Raw genomic sequence first — 14,827 nt, 5'->3', positions numbered from 1 at the left:
ATTCGGAACGCGAAGGCTTCCGGCGTGCGTTGCCGGTCGGACCCGGGCCGTAGCCCGGATCCAGTAGGAGGATGAGGAAAGTCTCGGGTCGCGCGCGGCGGCCTCTCTGCTTACTTGATGGCATCCCAGCTCTTCTGGATATCGGCGGCGACGTCCTGGGCGGACTTGCCGCCGACCAGGTCGATCATGCCGGTCCAGAAGGAGCCTGCGCCGACCTTGCCGGGCATCAGGTCCGAGCCATCGAAACGCACCGTGGTGGCCCCGACCAGGATCTCGCCCTGCTTCTTCAGCGCGTCGCTGCCATAGGCGTCCTTGTTGGCTCCCTTGAAGGGCGTGACGAAGCTCTTCTGCGCCATCCACAATTCATGCGCGAGCGGCATCTCGAGGAACTTGATGAACTCACGCGAAGCCCTGGAATCCTTGGTGATCATCACCAGCGTTCCGGCCACTTCCAGCGGCGTGCCCAGTTCCGGCTTCGAGGCGTAGGGCGGGTACGGGAAGAAGTCCGCATCCTGGCCGAGCTTCACATTCTCCGGGAAGAAGGAAGGAATGAACGATGCCTGATGGTGCATGTAGCACTTCGGCGGCACCGTAAAGAGGCCCTTTGGGCTGTCGCGGAAGTCGGTTGCCGCGACTGCCTTGGCACCGCCGTCGACCATCTTGTCGTCGGTTGCGATCTTGCCGAAGATGTCGAGGGCGTTGACCACGGCCGGATCGGTGAAGGGAATCTCGTTCTTCACCCATTTGTCGTAGACTTCCGGCGGCTGGGTGCGCAGCATGATGTCCTCGACCCAGTCGGTCGCCGGCCAGCCGGTGGCGCCGCCCGAACCCAGCCCAATGCACCAGGGCTTGCCGCCGTCGGCAATGATCTTCTTTTCGAGATCGGCCAGTTCCTCCTGGGTCTTCGGAACTTTGTAGCCGGCCTCCTCGAAATTATCTGGCGAGTACCAGACCAGACCTTTCACGTCGATCTTGTATGGAAAGGCATAGAAGCCCGGCTTGCCGTCCTTGCCCGTATAAGTGCCGAGCTTGGCCCAGGAGTCGCCGGCGGCATAATTTTCCTTGATCCAGGCGGCGACGTCGTCGCCCAGCGGGGTCAGCACACCCTTGGAAGCGAGATCCTGGATCAGTCCCGGCTGTGGCAGGATGGCGATGTTGGGCGGGCTGCCGGCCTGTGTGTCGATGACGATCTGCTGCTCATAATTCTCGGACGAGGAGTATTTGACCTCTGCTCCCGTCGCCTCGGAGAAATAGTCGAGCACCGAACGCACGAGCGTCTCGTCCTCGCCGCGCCACGGACCGAAGATGGTCAGCGTTTCGCCCTTGAGGTCGACCTTCTTGAGATCGTCGTAATTCGCCCAATGAAACTTCGAATCCTCGCCCGGCTTGAATTTCAGTTCGGCATGTGCCGGCAGGCCAAGGGTGAGCGCAGCGAACGCAGCACCCAAGAGAAGCATTTTCTTCATGGCAGTCCTCCCAGTGTTGAGACAGTTCGGACGAAACCTCCATCTCGTCCGCCGACGCCCACGGAACTGTGACTCAGCGAGAAGGCAACCGCAACCTTTCGAAGAGTCTTCCAAAGCGCTTTGGCTAAATCTGATCTCGCCATTGAATCATGCGGAAGTCAAGAGGTCGGCCGTGCTAATCGATTTAAACCCGCTTGCGAGTGAAGGAAAAAGTGCAATGCAGCAAGCTTTTTTGGCGCTGCAGCAGCAATTTCGGCTTCAAACTGCCTGTGGCGGCCCCTAAGGTCATGACGTTCCGACGACGGTGCCAGCGATCCTCGGATCGATTCAAATTGAAAGCGCTTTGAGGCTGGAGGCCTCGATGAACCTCAAGCAACTCTCGCACATGCTGTCGCTTTCGCAAACCACGGTAAGCCGGGCGCTGAACGGCTACCCGGAGGTCAGCGAGGAGACGCGGCGTCGCGTGATGGATGCCGCTAAGCGCCACGGCTACCGGCCGAACCCCAGCGCGCGGCGGCTGGCCACCGGCAAATCGGGAATGATCGGCTATGTGCTGCCGACCGGCAACGCCGTCGACATCGATCCGCATTTCGTCGAGTTTCTTTCTGGTCTCGGCGACTATGCCCGCTCGCACGAGCTCGATCTGGTGCTCTCGCCGGCCGACGCCGACGACCAGGAGACGACCTATCGGCGCATCGTCGCCAACCGGCAGGTCGACGCCGTCTACATTTCCTCGCCACGCCCGGCCGACCGGCGGCTGGCGCTGGTCAACACGCTGGGCATCCCCTTCATCGTCCATGGCCGCAGCGAGGGCTTTGAGTTCGACTATCCCTATCTCGATATCGACAACGAGGGCGCCTTCCACGAAGCGGCCAGGCTTCTCGTCCAGCTCGGCCACAAGCGGCTGGCGCTGATCAACGGCGATGACCGCGAGACCTTCGCCATCCATCGCGAGCGCGGCGTGCGCCGGGCGCTTGCCGCCAGCGGACTGACACTGGGCGAGCGCCACATCTGTTCCACGACCATGACCGAGGAAAATGGCTATCGCGCCGCCCGCCGCCTGCTCGAAGAAAGCGGAGCCCCGACGGCGATCGTCTGCTCCAGTCTCATCATGGCGCTCGGCGTTGTCCGCGCCGTGCGCGATCTCGGCCTGACCATTCCGGGCGATCTGTCGCTGGTCGCCCATGACGACGTCTTTCCCTGGCTGCGGCCGGAGAATTTCCCGGTGCCGCTGTCGACCACGCGCTGCTCGATCCGCCTTGCCGGCGCGCGTGTTGCCGAGCGGTTGGCGGCGCGCATATCAGGGCTGGAAGAGGGCGCGCGCGGCGAGGTCTGGCCGGTCGATCTGGTGGTGCGGGGGTCGGTGGCCGGCGCGCCGGTGTAGGTATCGTGTTCCGACAGACGAGACGCGTTGAGTTCCGTCGCACCCCCCTCTGTCCTGCCGGACATCTCCCCCGCAAGGGGGGAGATTGGACGTCGCAGCCGTATTCGCCAATACTCGACTTTGAGGAGCGGGGTCGGCGCTGAAACTGCTGATCTCCCCCCTTGCGGGGGAGATGGCCGGCAGGCCAGAGGGGGGTGCTGTCCCGCCGGCGCCACAGATTTTCGGGAGCCTATTTCTTCGCAGCCCCAGCTGCTTTTATATCCAACAGCCCATAGCCGAAGTCATTGTCCCGCCCCTTCGGGCCGAGATCCTTGGCCGTGGCCGCCAGCGCCTTCTCGATCTCATCGGCCGAGCGGTCGGGCGCGGCATGGATCAGGTTGGCGATCGCGCCTGAGACGATCGCGGCGGCGAAGGAGGTGCCGGTCACCACGTCCGAGCCGGTGCCGCTCGGCGCAACCATCTCAACGCCCGGCGCCGAGAGGAAGACATAGGCGCCGCGATTGGCTTGCGGCATCAGCCCGTCCTTGGCGTCGGTCGCGGTGACCGCGATGACGCCGTCGAAGGCTGCCGGATAGCCGTAAGGCGCCTTCGGCCCGTTGTTGCCGGCCGCTGCGACCAGCACCATGCCGAGCGCGCGCGCATTGCGGCAAGCCGTGCCGAGCAGGTCGTTCTTCGGCCCGACGAAGCTCATATTGATGATGCGCACGTCCTGTTCCGCCGCCCAGTCGAGCGCCGACAGGATGACGTCCATACTCGACTTGCCGCCTTCGAAGGCTCGTGCGTGATAGATCTTGGCGCCCGGCGCGATGCCTTCCAGCGCGCCGACGCCGGCGATCAGCCCGTCGACGGAGGTGCCATGGTCGCGCTTCTTGATCGGCACGTTCGGCATGGCGTCGAACTGGTCGGCGATCACGCCTTTTAGCGCTGGGTTGGTATCGTCGATGCCGGTGTCGATGACGGCGACGCGCACGTTCTCGCCGCTCGCCTGTTTCGAATCGAGCGCGATGCGCTCGAAGGCATAGTTCACGATGCCGGCTGCCTGCTGCAGCGAATAGATGTGGTTGGGCTCACGCCGCTGCGTGCGCCCGTCGGCGGCAAGCTGCGCCAGCACGACGCCGACCGGCCGTCCGTCCGGAATGCCGTAGCGCACCAGCGTTGTGCCGAGCAGCCGCGACTGGCGCTGCGAGCGCACCTGAAGGCCGAAGGTGGTGGCGATCTGCTGCACCGCGCCGGCATCGCCGGCGACCGTCACCAGCACCTCGTCGGGCACGAACTCGCCACTGACCGCACGCGGCGGCGCGACGACATTGAGCCCGGTAGGCGATGTGATGGGGCCGCTTGGCGGCGGAGCGGGCGCCGCTGTGCTTGTTGGACTCTTTGGAGGCGCCGGCTGCGTTGGCGCAGGCGTCGGCCGTGCCGGCGGATTCGGGAACAGGTCGACGATCAGCGCCGGCAGGAACACGGCGCCAACGGCGGCATTGCCCGCGCCGGATTTCCCGCCGCCATTCCTGACGCCGTCCTCGTCGCAGTCAGCGCCGGCCGCCGTCGTGCGGTTGAGGCAGTCGATCTGCTTTTGCGAGAGGTTCGGATCGTTGGTCTGCGCCACGGCGGGAGCGCCTACAAATGTCGCCGCGAGGATTGCCGCATGAAGAACGACCGCCTTAGCCGCCATCGACCGGTTTCCTTCCCTGCACCACAGCTTCCGCGAAAGGCTGGGCGGCAATAAGGCCGACGAGCTTGTCGTAGTCGGCCGCCGTGCTGGCCGGGATTGTCACGTGAAACACATCGTCGGCGGTCGGCCCGCCGGCGATCTTCAGCCCGTTCTGCCCAAGGAAGGCGGCGATATCCGACATCCTGGCATCCGGCTTGAACTTGACCAGGGCGAAGGGCAGGTTTGCTAGATCATCCTGAGCGCCGGCGATTTCAAAGTCGTTGCGCTTGCCGCCCGGCCGCTCGAAAGACTGCGCGACGACCAGTGCAAGCAGCGCCGCGGCCGCCGCCCAAGCGACACCCGACGGGATTGCCGTGACCCGGCCGAAGACCTTCGCCAGCCATGACTGGCCGGGGGGCGTGCGCGCCGGACCGGCCTCGGCGTCGAGCGCCCTTGCAAAGCGGGAGAGCGCGTCGGCCGGCGGTCGGATCGCCTCGTTGGCGGCGGCGGTGCCGGAGAATTCGGCTTCCGCCTCGCCGAGCGCGGCAATCGCCGCAGGATCGGAGGCCAGCCATTCCTCGACGGCTTCGAGTTCTGCGCCTTCCAGCGAACCGTTGAGGTAAAACGGCAGCAACGTCTCCATCTCGTCGCGGCGCGACATCTTTTCAGCGGCGCTCATGGCCACCCCCTGTCGTAACCGGCCGCCTTGAAGGCCTCGCCGAGTTTCTTGCGGGCGTAGAACATCCTGGTCTTGACAGTGGCAACCGGGATGTTGAGCACCTCGCCGATCTCGGTCACCGACTGGCCATGGTAATAGGCAAGGTCGATCACCGTGCGGTGTTCCTCCGGCAAGGCATCGACAAAGCGGCGCAAGGCGGCGGCCTTGTCTTCCTTCATGGTGACCACTTCCGGCGTGTCGGCGCTGTCGGGAACCTGCGCCGCGTCATCGTCGTCGATCCAGTCTTCCTTCTTCTTGCGCAGCAAGGACAGTGCCTTGAAGCGGGCGATGCCGAGCAGCCAGGTCGAGACTTCGGAGCGGCCTTCGAAGCTCGGCGCTTGGCGCCACAGCTCGAGAAAGACCTCGTTGGTGATATCGTCGGCCATCATGTCCGATCCCGTCTGGCGCGCCACGAAACGGTAGATCCGCGCGTGGTGACGCATGAACAGGAGCCGCACGGCCGCCCGGTCGCCCTTCGCGACCCGGTCTACAAGCGCGCGATCGGTTTCGGTCGCCGCGTTCATGGCCGGTCGAGCCGCCTGGCTCCTCGTGGCTCTGTCGCTGGTCGGTCCAAAAAGGTTCATCCTCCGCCAGGGAATTTTCGGAAGCTAACCGAAGAAGATGAGCGTTGCCAGAGGTGGCTCCCCCTTCTCCCCTTGTGGGAGAAGGTGGATCGGCGCGGAGCGCCGAGACGGGTTGAGGGGTGTTCCAGCGGAGTAGGTGTTGGCGTTCACTGGAACACCCCTCATCCGTCGCCTTTGGCGACACTTTCTCCCACAAGGGGAGAAGGGGGAGCTAAATCAAAAACACCTTCCCCTTCATCGTCGCCGGCACCTCCACGCCGAGCCGGCTCAGCACCGTCGGCGCGAGCTGCAGCTGGTCGAGCAGCGCGTCGGCTTCTGGACCCTTCGCCGGCCCGAAATAGTAGAGCGCGAAATCCTGCATCTCGTCGTCATGCCCGCCGTGATGGCCGCGGTCGGTCTGGCCGTGATCGGCGGTGACGATGACTTCATAGCCGGCTTCGCGCCAACCGGGCAGGAAGGCGGCGAGCATACCGTCCATCGCGTAGCAGGCATGATCCATCTCGTGGCAGTTGTGGCCGAAGCGATGGCCCATCGAGTCCAGCGTGCAGCTGTGCAGGATGCCGTAGTCGATGCGGTGGCGGCGGGTGAGCATGGTCAATGTCGCGAACAGGTCGACATCGCTCGGCGTCATCTGGTTCTTGAGATTGTAGCCGGTCATGGTGTGGAAGCGGCCATGCGTGATCGGCCCGCCAGACTCGTCGAATTCCATGTCCTCGACGAGATCGAATGGATAGGAGCGGAAGAATTCCGACCAGTAGGAATGCGTCACCGCCCCGGTCCTGCCGCCGGCCTTGCTGACCTCCGAGAAGATATCGGGCTGCCTGACCCGGAACCGGTTCTCGTTGGAGAGGATGCCATGAACCTGCGGCGTGACCCCGGTATGGATCGAGGCGTAGCAGCAGGCCGATGTTGACGGCAGCACGGAGCGCATTCTCCACACTTGCGCCTCACCAGACTGTACCCAGCCTTCGAGATTGCCCATGAGCCGGCGCCAGTTCCGGTAGGGCACGCCGTCAAGGATGATGAGCAGCAATTTGGATTTAAGCGCCACGGGCAATTCCATGCGGTCTGGCGGGAGAGATCGGCGGGCTTGACCGGTCCGGCCAAGTCCGAGAAGTGCAGCGAAGAGCTAGCCAGCTTAGTTGCCGGCGCTTTCCATGCGCCGGCCGGCAATCGCCTTTTCCAGCCAGCCGATCTCCATTTCGGGGACGGAGGACAAGAGAAGGTCGGTATAGGCATCGAAGGGCGGCGCCAGCACCTTGCTCTTGGAGCCGTAGCGGACGACCTCGCCGCGATACATGACCGCGATCGAATCGGCGATCGACTTCACTGTCGCGAGGTCGTGGGTGATGAAGAGATAAGCCACTTTCTCGATCTGCTGCAGGTTGAGCAGCAGCTTGAGGATGCCGTGGGCGACCAGCGGATCGAGCGCCGAGGTCACCTCGTCGCAGATGATCAGCTTCGGCTTGGCGGCGAGCGAACGGGCGATGCAGACGCGCTGCTTCTGGCCGCCCGAAAGCTCGGCCGGATAGCGGTCGATGAAGCCCTTTCCCATCTCGATCTGGTCGAGCAGCTCGGCGACGCGCTTGTCGCGCTCGCGGCCTCTTATGCCGAAATAGAACTCGAGCGGCCGGCCGATGATCGTTCCCACGGTCTGGCGCGGGTTCATCGCGACATCGGCCATCTGGTAGATCATCTGCAACTGGCGCAGATCCTCCTTCGGCCGGTCGGCGAGCCTGTTGCCAAGCGTTCGGCCGTCGAAGAAGACGCTGCCCTGCTCGGGCGGCAGGAGGCCGGTGATGGCGCGCGCCAGCGTCGATTTGCCGGAACCGCTCTCGCCGACGACGGCCAGCGTCTGGCCCGGGTAGATGTCGACCGAGACGTTCTTCAGCACCTTGACGAGACCGCCGCCATAGGCGGCCGTCACGTTCTTCACCGAGAGCATCGGTGTGGTGCCGGGCTGCTGTTCGTTGTGCTCGATCTCATGCACCGAGACCAGCGCGTTGGTATATTCCTGGCGCGGCTCCTTGATGATCTGGCGAGTACCGCCCCATTCGACCAGCCGGCCATGGCGCAGCACCATGATCTCGTCCGCTACCTGCGCCACCACGGCGAGGTCGTGGGTGATGTATAAAGCCGCCACATGGGTATCGCGGATGGCGTCCTTGATCGCCGCCAGCACATCGATCTGCGTCGTCACGTCGAGCGCCGTGGTCGGCTCGTCGAAGACGATCAGGTCGGGCTCGGAGCAAAGCGCCATCGCCGTCATGACGCGCTGCAACTGGCCGCCGGAGACCTGGTGGGGGAAGCGCTCACCGATCGTTTCCGGATTGGGCAGGCTGAGCTTCTTGAACAGCGCGACGGCTCGCTTTTCGGCCTCGGCCCGGGTTGCCGTGCCGTGCAGAAGCGTCGCCTCCACCACCTGGTCCATCAGCCGGTGCGCCGGATTGAAGGCCGCCGCCGCCGACTGGGCGACATAGCACACTTCGCGGCCGCGCAGCTTGCGCAAGCCCTCCTTGCCGCCCTTCAGTATATCGCGGCCGTTGAGGATCACCTCGCCGCCCGTAATGCGCACGCCGCCCCGGCCATAACCCATGGAGGACAGGCCGATCGTCGACTTGCCGGCGCCGGATTCGCCGATCAAGCCGAGCACCTTGCCCTTCTCCAGCGTCAGCGAGACATCATGGACAAGGGTGATGGTCTTGGGCGCCTCGCCGGGCGGGTAGACGGTCGCCTCGATGCGCAGATTGCGGATGTCGAGGAGTCGGCCGGAATTTGCTTTGCTGTCAGCCATCACCCGCGCCCTCCCTTCAGGCTGGTCGTGCGGTTGAGCACCCAGTCGGCGACAAGGTTGACCGAGATCGCCAGCGCTGCGATCGCCGCCGCCGGGATGAGCGCCGCCGGGATGCCGAAGACGATGCCGTCCTTGTTCTCCTTCACCATGCCGCCCCAGTCGGCGTCCGGCGGCTGCACGCCGAGGCCGAGGAAGGAGAGCGTCGACAGGAAAAGCACCGCATAGATGAAGCGCAGGCCGAGTTCCGAGACCAGGGGCGACAGCGCGTTCGGCAGAATCTCGCGGAAAATGATCCAGCCGCTGCCTTCGCCGCGCAGTTTCGCGGCCTCGACATAGTCCATGACGTTGATGTCCACCGCCACCGCGCGCGACAAGCGGTAGACACGGGTCGAATCGAGGATGCCCATCACCAGGATCAGCGTCACCAGGTTGGACGGCAGCACCGACAGGACGACCAGGCCCATGATCAACGTCGGGATCGACATCAGCAGGTCGACGAGGCGCGACAGCATCGTGTCGAACCAGCCGCCGAACACCGCCGCCGAGAAGCCCAGAATGGCGCCGAGCGAAAAGGACAGCGCGGTGGCCAGCACGGCGATGAACAGCGTGATGCGGGCGCCATAGATCATGCGGGACAAGAGATCGCGGCCAAGATTGTCGGTGCCCAACAGGTGCACCGATGACATCGGTTCCCAAGGGACGTCGCTGACGATCTCGGCATTGCCGTGCGGGGCGATCCATGGCGCCAAGACCGCCGCCAGCACGAACAGCGTCGTCAGCACAATGCCGATCAGCGCCGCGACAGGAGTGCGTCTGATATCGAGCATACCGGCGCCCCCTACTTCGGATGCCTGAGCCGCGGATTGGCGACGATCGCCGCAATGTCCGCGATGATGTTGAGGGCGATATAGACGGCCGCAAAGATCAGGCCGACCGCCTGGACGACGGGAACGTCGCGCTTGGTGACATGGTCGACGAGATATTGCCCCATGCCCGGATAGACGAAAATCACCTCGACCACGACGACGCCGACCACGAGATAGGCGAGGTTCAGCATGACGACATTGATGATCGGCGCGATCGCGTTCGGGAAGGCATGCTTGCGAATGACCGCGAAAGCCGAGAGCCCCTTGAGCTCCGCCGTCTCGACATAGGCCGATTGCATGACGTTGAGGATCGCCGCTCGCGTCATGCGCATCATGTGGGCCAGCACCACCAGCGTCAGCGCCGCCGCCGGCAGCGCGATCGCCTGCAACCGCTCGCCTAACGACATTCCGTCATAGACGGTCGAGATGGCTGGGAACCATTGATGCTCGACCGCGAAGTAGAAGACCAGCAGGTAGCCGATGAAGAATTCGGGGAACGAGGTCGAGGCGAGCGCCACGCCGGAGATCATCTTGTCGACCCAGCCATTGCGGTAGCGCACCGCGATCAGGCCAAGCGTGATCGCCAGCGGAATGGCCACGATTGCCGCCCAGAAGGCCAGGAACAAGGTGTTCCACAGCCGTTCCTTGATCGATGTCGCGATGTCCTGGCCGCTCGACATGGCAGTGCCGAGATCGCCGGTGAGCACGCCGCCCAGCCAGTGGAAGTAGCGGATATAGGCAGGCTGATTGAGCCCGAGCTGTTCGCGCAGATTGGCGAGCGACTCCGGCGTCGCCGATTGTCCGAGGATGGCTTGGGCGACGTCGCCGGGCAGGATCTGCGTGCCGGCGAAGATCAGGACCGAAACGGCCAGCAGAAGGAGGATGCCCAGCGCAACGCGCTGGGCCACCAGTTTCACGACGGGTGAGGACATCTCCGCAAGGCCGGACCTTAGGCTTCCATCCAGCACTTCGCCAAGGCGTAGCCGTTCATCAGCTCCTGATGCGGATCGTCCACCCAGCCACCGACTTTGGGACCAGTTGCGTCGATGAACTGGTTGAACATCGGCAGAATCAAGCCGCCCTCGTCACGCACCATCACAGCCATGTCATGGTACATCTGCTTGCGCTTGGCCTCGTCGAGCTCGGCGCGCGCCGCCAGCACCATCTTGTCGAAGTCCGGCCGCTTGAACCGCGTGTCGTTCCAGTCGGCGCTCGACAGGTAGGCGGTCGAGTACATTTGGTCCTGCGTCGAGCGGCCGCCCCAATAGGAAGCGCAGAAGGGCTGCTTGTTCCAGACTTCGTTCCAGTAGCCGTCGCCGGGCTCGCGCTTGATTTCCAGCTTGATGCCGGCCTTGGCCGCGCTCTGCTGATAGAGCTGCGCGGCATCGACCGCGCCGGGGAAGGCGACGTCCGACGTCCTGAGCAGCACGGCGCCGTCGTGACCCGACTTCTTGTAGTGGAACTTGGCCTTGTCGGGATCGTATTTGCGCTGCTCGATCTCTGTGAACAGCGGGTAGGAGGCGTTGATCGGGAAGTCGTTGCCGAGCGAGCCGTAGCCGCGCAGCACCTTGTTCAGCATCTCTTCGCGGTTGATCGCCAGCTTCAGCGCCATCCTGAGGTCGTTGTTGTCGAACGGCGCCGTGTTGCAATGCATGATGAACACGTAGTGGCCGGGACCGGAGTGGTTGCGGATGGTGACGCCCCGCACGCGCTTGATCAGGTCGACGATCTTCGGCTCGACGCGGTTGATCATGTTGACCTGACCGCCCTGCAGGGCCGCCGTGCGCGCCGTCGCGTCGTTGATGACGACGACTTCGACCTGGTCGGCATGGCCCATCTTGTCGCCCTGCCAGTAGTTGGCGAAGCGTTCGCCGACATGGCGCACGCCGGGCTCGTTGACCTTGACCTTGTAAGGGCCGGCGCTGATGCCGGCATCGGGTTTGTCCTTGCCGCCATTCGGCTGCACGATCAGGTGATAGTCGCTGAGCAGATAGGGAAGGTCGGCGTTGGCTTCCTTCAGGGTCAGGACCACTTCCTTACCGTTAACCTTGATGGTCTCGATGCCCTTCATGTAGCCGAGCGCGCCGGACTTCGACTTCTCGTCCGAATGGCGCTCCAGCGTGGCGGCCACGTCCTGGGCGGTCACCGTCTTGCCGTTGTGGAATTCGATGCCGTCGCGGATCTTGAGCGTCCAGACCTTGGCGTCGTCGGAAGAGCCGATTTCCTCGGCGATGCGGTTCTCGAGCTTGCCGTCGGGCGACAGTTCGACGATCATTTCGCCCCAGCACTTGCCGAAGGCGAAGGGCACCTGGGTCATCATCAGCGCCGGGTCGAGGCTGTTGGTGGATTCACCGCCGACCAGGCCGGCCTTCAACGTGCCGCCCTTGACGGGGCCGGCAGCCCGGGCAGCGCTCGAAAGCAGCGAGTTGGCGAAGGGCGCGGTGACGCCGAGCGCGGCGGCGCGGCCAAGGAAGTCGCGGCGGCTGAGCTTTCCGGCAGCGACGCGCCGGCTGAGATAGTCGAGTTCGTTTGTCATTATGGGTTCCTCACTCTGATGGTACGACCATGTGGTCGGTTCTTGTTCTTGTGAGGGATAATGAGCGCAACGGAAAGCTGTAAGCAAGACCGAATGCGACATGCCGTGGCGTAAATGGCGCGTCGCATTTGGACCAATCTTGTAAGCGCTCACACGAGAGCGCGGGGAATCGTCTGTTTGAAATCGCGTTCAAACACCAGCTTTTCGCCCTCATAGGCCTCGATTCTGGCGTTGAGGATGAAGTCTTGCGCGTCCGAGCGCATCTCAGCGAAGGTCTCGGTCCGCACCGACCATTCATTTCGCGACAATGTCTGCGTCCAATGCGTGCTGCCCGTCGCCGACAGCGGATCGTCGGGTTGGATCGCCCATGTCTCCCGGACCATGCTGCCGTGGACCAGCCCGTGCTCCAGGTCGCGCACCTCGCCGAAATCGTCCGTTACGGCAAGCGTGACGACGCCGGTCTTTTCGTTGCGGTCAATATGCCGTTCGGAATTGGTCGGCCTGATCGTCTCGGTCGCCCAGGGCGTAGCCCCTTCCGGTTCGGGAAACGACACCTCGTCGGCCGTCGCCGGCGGACGCAGCGGCAGCTTGAGCGTCGCGGCCGACAGTTCGAGCGTCGCCGGCTCCGGCGACGGCCAGATCATCGGCCAGTAGGCCGTCGAGACGGCGACCCGCAGCAGGTGGCCGGCCGGCACCCGGTAGGCGCACTGGTCGAGCACGACGCGTGCCGAAACCGTCTCGCCTGGCACCAGCGCTTCCGGGAACTCGTGCGAGTTGCGGTGGGTGAGGTTGAGCACGCCATAGGAGATCAGCTCCGAGGCGCCGTCCGGATGCACGTCGCAGAGACGCACCGCGAGGTTGGCCTGGCGGCGGTCCGAGGCAACCCGTACTTCGACTTCAGGCGCGCCGACGATGTCGATCGCCTCCTCGAGTTCGACCTGGTCGAAGCATACCGAAAGCGCGTCGTCGGGGCGCTGGTCGCCCGGCAGTTCCGGACCGAAGGTGAAGGGAAAATACTCGCCGCCCGCAAGCCCGCAACTTTGCGGCGAGGCGACGATTGCCGGCCCGGCGCCTTCGGGAATGAGCTCGGTTGCCTTCATCTTGATGTCGGGCGAGGGCCATTGCTGTTCCGCAACCCAGCGGCCTGGCCGTTCGGGATGCCAGCGGGCCGGACGCACGCTGTCCATCACATAGGCGCGGTAGTCCGGGTCGGCCTCGACGCCGGTCGCCGCGCTCTTCAGCCAGCGGTCCCACCAGCGCAGCGCCTCCTGCAGGAAACCGATGGCCGGATTGGGTGCCGCGTAATGCGGATATTTGTGGATCCAGGGGCCGACGATGCCCTTCACCGGCGCCTGGATGTTGGTGACCAGATTGGAGATCGTGTTGCGGTAGCCGTCATGCCAACCGCCGATCGACAGCACTGCCGCCTTAACGGCCGAAAAGTCCTCGCAGATCGAGCCGCGTTTCCAGTAGGCATCGCGATGCTGGTGGCTGAGCCAAAGCGGCGCGAGAAAAGCCTGGTTCTCCAGCCGGCTCAGCCACAGATCGCGCCAGCGGTTGCCGCCGGCGATTTCCGGATCCGGCGGCCGCGACGAATAGGAGAGCATCGTCGAGGCCCAGCCGAAATTCTCAAGCAGCAGGCAGCCGCCCTTGTAGTGGATGTCGTCGGCATAGCGGTCGACGGTCGAGCACAGGCTGATCACCGCCTTCAGCGCAGGCGGCTGCTTTGCCGCGACCTGCAGGCAATTGAAGCCGCCCCAGGATATGCCCATCATGCCGACATTGCCGTTGCACCAGGGCTGCGCGGCCGCCCAGGCGATGACGTCGCAGGCGTCCTGCAATTCCTGCTCGGAATATTCGTCGTCCATCAGCCCTTCGGAATCACCGTTGCCGCGCATGTCGACGCGGATCGAGGCATAGCCGTGTCCGGCGAAATAGGGATGCGTCAGCTGATCGCGGAAGATGGTGCCGTCGCGCTTGCGGTAGGGCAAATGCTCGAGGACCGCCGGCACCGGGTTGTCGCCGGCATCCTCAGGCATCCATATGCGCGCCGACAGCCGGCAGCCATCCGGCATGACGATGCCCATATCGGGAAATTCGACGACCTTGCGAGGGAATTCTGTGACGGTTTTCATGCAAGGCACATGATGGAACCGTCGCCGAGGCGTCGTGGGCCAGCCGGCGAAATCGGCTGGTCAATAAGCGTCAGTTCAAAGCGTCAGTTCAGCGGAATGTCGTTGTCGGCCTTGCTCGCCTGGTATGTGCCGGACAGCGCGTCATAGCGTGCGGAGATCTTGGCAATGCGCGCCTCCAGCCGCCTGCGTTCCGCCTCGGGCAAAGCGCGCACCAGCCGGCGTATGGAAAAGCTCTTCCAATAGGCGTTCTCGGCGTTGTAGTCGCCGGGATCGAGTGTGAAGACCTCCTTCAGGATCTTCAGGTCATGCGGGATGGCGAAGCTGTCGCGCGAGTCCTCGTGGCTGAAGAGGTAGTAGAAATTGTCGAAGCCGGTCCAGGTGATCGCCGACAGGCACAGCGAGCAGGGCTCGTGCGTGGCCAGGAACAGCGCATCCCTGGTGTCGACGCGCTGGGCCCTGGGCATTTCGTAAAATCGCTTCAGGCAGTGCATCTCGCCATGCCAGAGCGGATTTTCGATTTCGTTGTTGGTTTCGGCGAGCACCAGCGAGCGGTTGTCTTTCCGCAGGATGGCGGCGCCGAAGAGTTTGTTGCCATGGGCAACGCCTTCAGCGGTCTTCGGCACGATATCGTGCTCGATAACGTCGAGCAGGCGGTCGATCAGCGAAATGTCTGTCATCGGGAAAAACTGGCAG

At 64.1% G+C, this 14,827-nt stretch carries 12 protein-coding genes; 1 reads left to right on the top strand and 11 read right to left on the bottom strand.

The window, feature by feature from the left end:
* Positions 1-110: 110 nt before the first annotated feature.
* Positions 111-1,466, bottom strand: coding sequence for an ABC transporter substrate-binding protein (locus P9217_RS09550; RefSeq protein WP_278086132.1), 1,356 nt, complete (start codon positions 1,464-1,466; stop codon positions 111-113).
* Between the two features lie 361 nt (positions 1,467-1,827).
* Here P9217_RS09550 and P9217_RS09545 point away from each other — a divergent pair, with 361 nt between their 5' ends.
* The gene (locus P9217_RS09545; protein WP_278086133.1) at positions 1,828-2,850 is read left to right on the top strand and encodes a LacI family DNA-binding transcriptional regulator; all 1,023 of its coding nucleotides are present in this window, start codon (positions 1,828-1,830) and stop codon (positions 2,848-2,850) included.
* Positions 2,851-3,079: 229 nt separating this feature from the next.
* On the opposite strand, the gene P9217_RS09540 is transcribed toward P9217_RS09545, so the two are convergent.
* The 10 genes from P9217_RS09540 to P9217_RS09495 form a co-directional block, all read right to left on the bottom strand.
* Complete coding sequence (locus P9217_RS09540) at positions 3,080-4,522, bottom strand: S8 family serine peptidase (RefSeq protein WP_278086134.1); 1,443 nt, start codon at positions 4,520-4,522, stop codon at positions 3,080-3,082.
* Positions 4,512-5,180 (bottom strand): anti-sigma factor, encoded by a 669-nt coding sequence (locus tag P9217_RS09535; RefSeq protein WP_278086135.1) that lies wholly within the window; start codon positions 5,178-5,180, stop codon positions 4,512-4,514. Before P9217_RS09535 ends, P9217_RS09540 begins: the two co-directional genes overlap by 11 nt.
* Entirely contained in the window at positions 5,177-5,743 is a 567-nt protein-coding gene (locus P9217_RS09530) for a sigma-70 family RNA polymerase sigma factor (RefSeq protein ID WP_278086136.1), read from the bottom strand. Before P9217_RS09530 ends, P9217_RS09535 begins: the two co-directional genes overlap by 4 nt.
* Before the next feature lie 271 nt (positions 5,744-6,014).
* A complete protein-coding gene (locus P9217_RS09525; protein ID WP_278086137.1) occupies positions 6,015-6,854 on the bottom strand; it encodes an alkaline phosphatase family protein in 840 nt (279 codons plus the stop codon).
* 87 nt (positions 6,855-6,941) lie between these two features.
* Positions 6,942-8,597, bottom strand: a complete 1,656-nt coding sequence (locus P9217_RS09520) for an ABC transporter ATP-binding protein (RefSeq protein ID WP_067324103.1) — start codon at positions 8,595-8,597, stop codon at positions 6,942-6,944.
* Positions 8,597-9,424, bottom strand: coding sequence for an ABC transporter permease (locus P9217_RS09515; RefSeq protein WP_066995982.1), 828 nt, complete (start codon positions 9,422-9,424; stop codon positions 8,597-8,599). The genes P9217_RS09520 and P9217_RS09515 overlap by 1 nt, the downstream gene beginning before the upstream one ends.
* 11 nt (positions 9,425-9,435) lie before the next feature.
* A complete protein-coding gene (locus tag P9217_RS09510; protein ID WP_067324105.1) occupies positions 9,436-10,395 on the bottom strand; it encodes an ABC transporter permease in 960 nt (319 codons plus the stop codon).
* A 17-nt stretch (positions 10,396-10,412) separates the two neighbouring features.
* Positions 10,413-11,999 (bottom strand): ABC transporter substrate-binding protein, encoded by a 1,587-nt coding sequence (locus P9217_RS09505; RefSeq protein ID WP_067324106.1) that lies wholly within the window; start codon positions 11,997-11,999, stop codon positions 10,413-10,415.
* A gap of 149 nt (positions 12,000-12,148) precedes the next feature.
* Positions 12,149-14,134 carry a CocE/NonD family hydrolase gene (locus P9217_RS09500; protein WP_127323635.1) on the bottom strand — a complete coding sequence of 662 codons (1,986 nt, stop codon included), beginning with the start codon at positions 14,132-14,134 and terminating at the stop codon, positions 12,149-12,151.
* An 83-nt stretch (positions 14,135-14,217) separates the two neighbouring features.
* Entirely contained in the window at positions 14,218-14,811 is a 594-nt protein-coding gene (locus P9217_RS09495) for a nucleoside deaminase (RefSeq protein ID WP_278086138.1), read from the bottom strand.
* Positions 14,812-14,827: the final 16 nt, after the last annotated feature.

It is taken from the genome of Mesorhizobium sp. WSM4989 (assembly GCF_029625795.1).
Taxonomy (GTDB): Bacteria; Pseudomonadota; Alphaproteobacteria; order Rhizobiales; family Rhizobiaceae; genus Mesorhizobium.
Note: the sequence above shows the minus strand (reverse complement) of the source record. Positions and strands in the feature narration are given on the sequence as shown.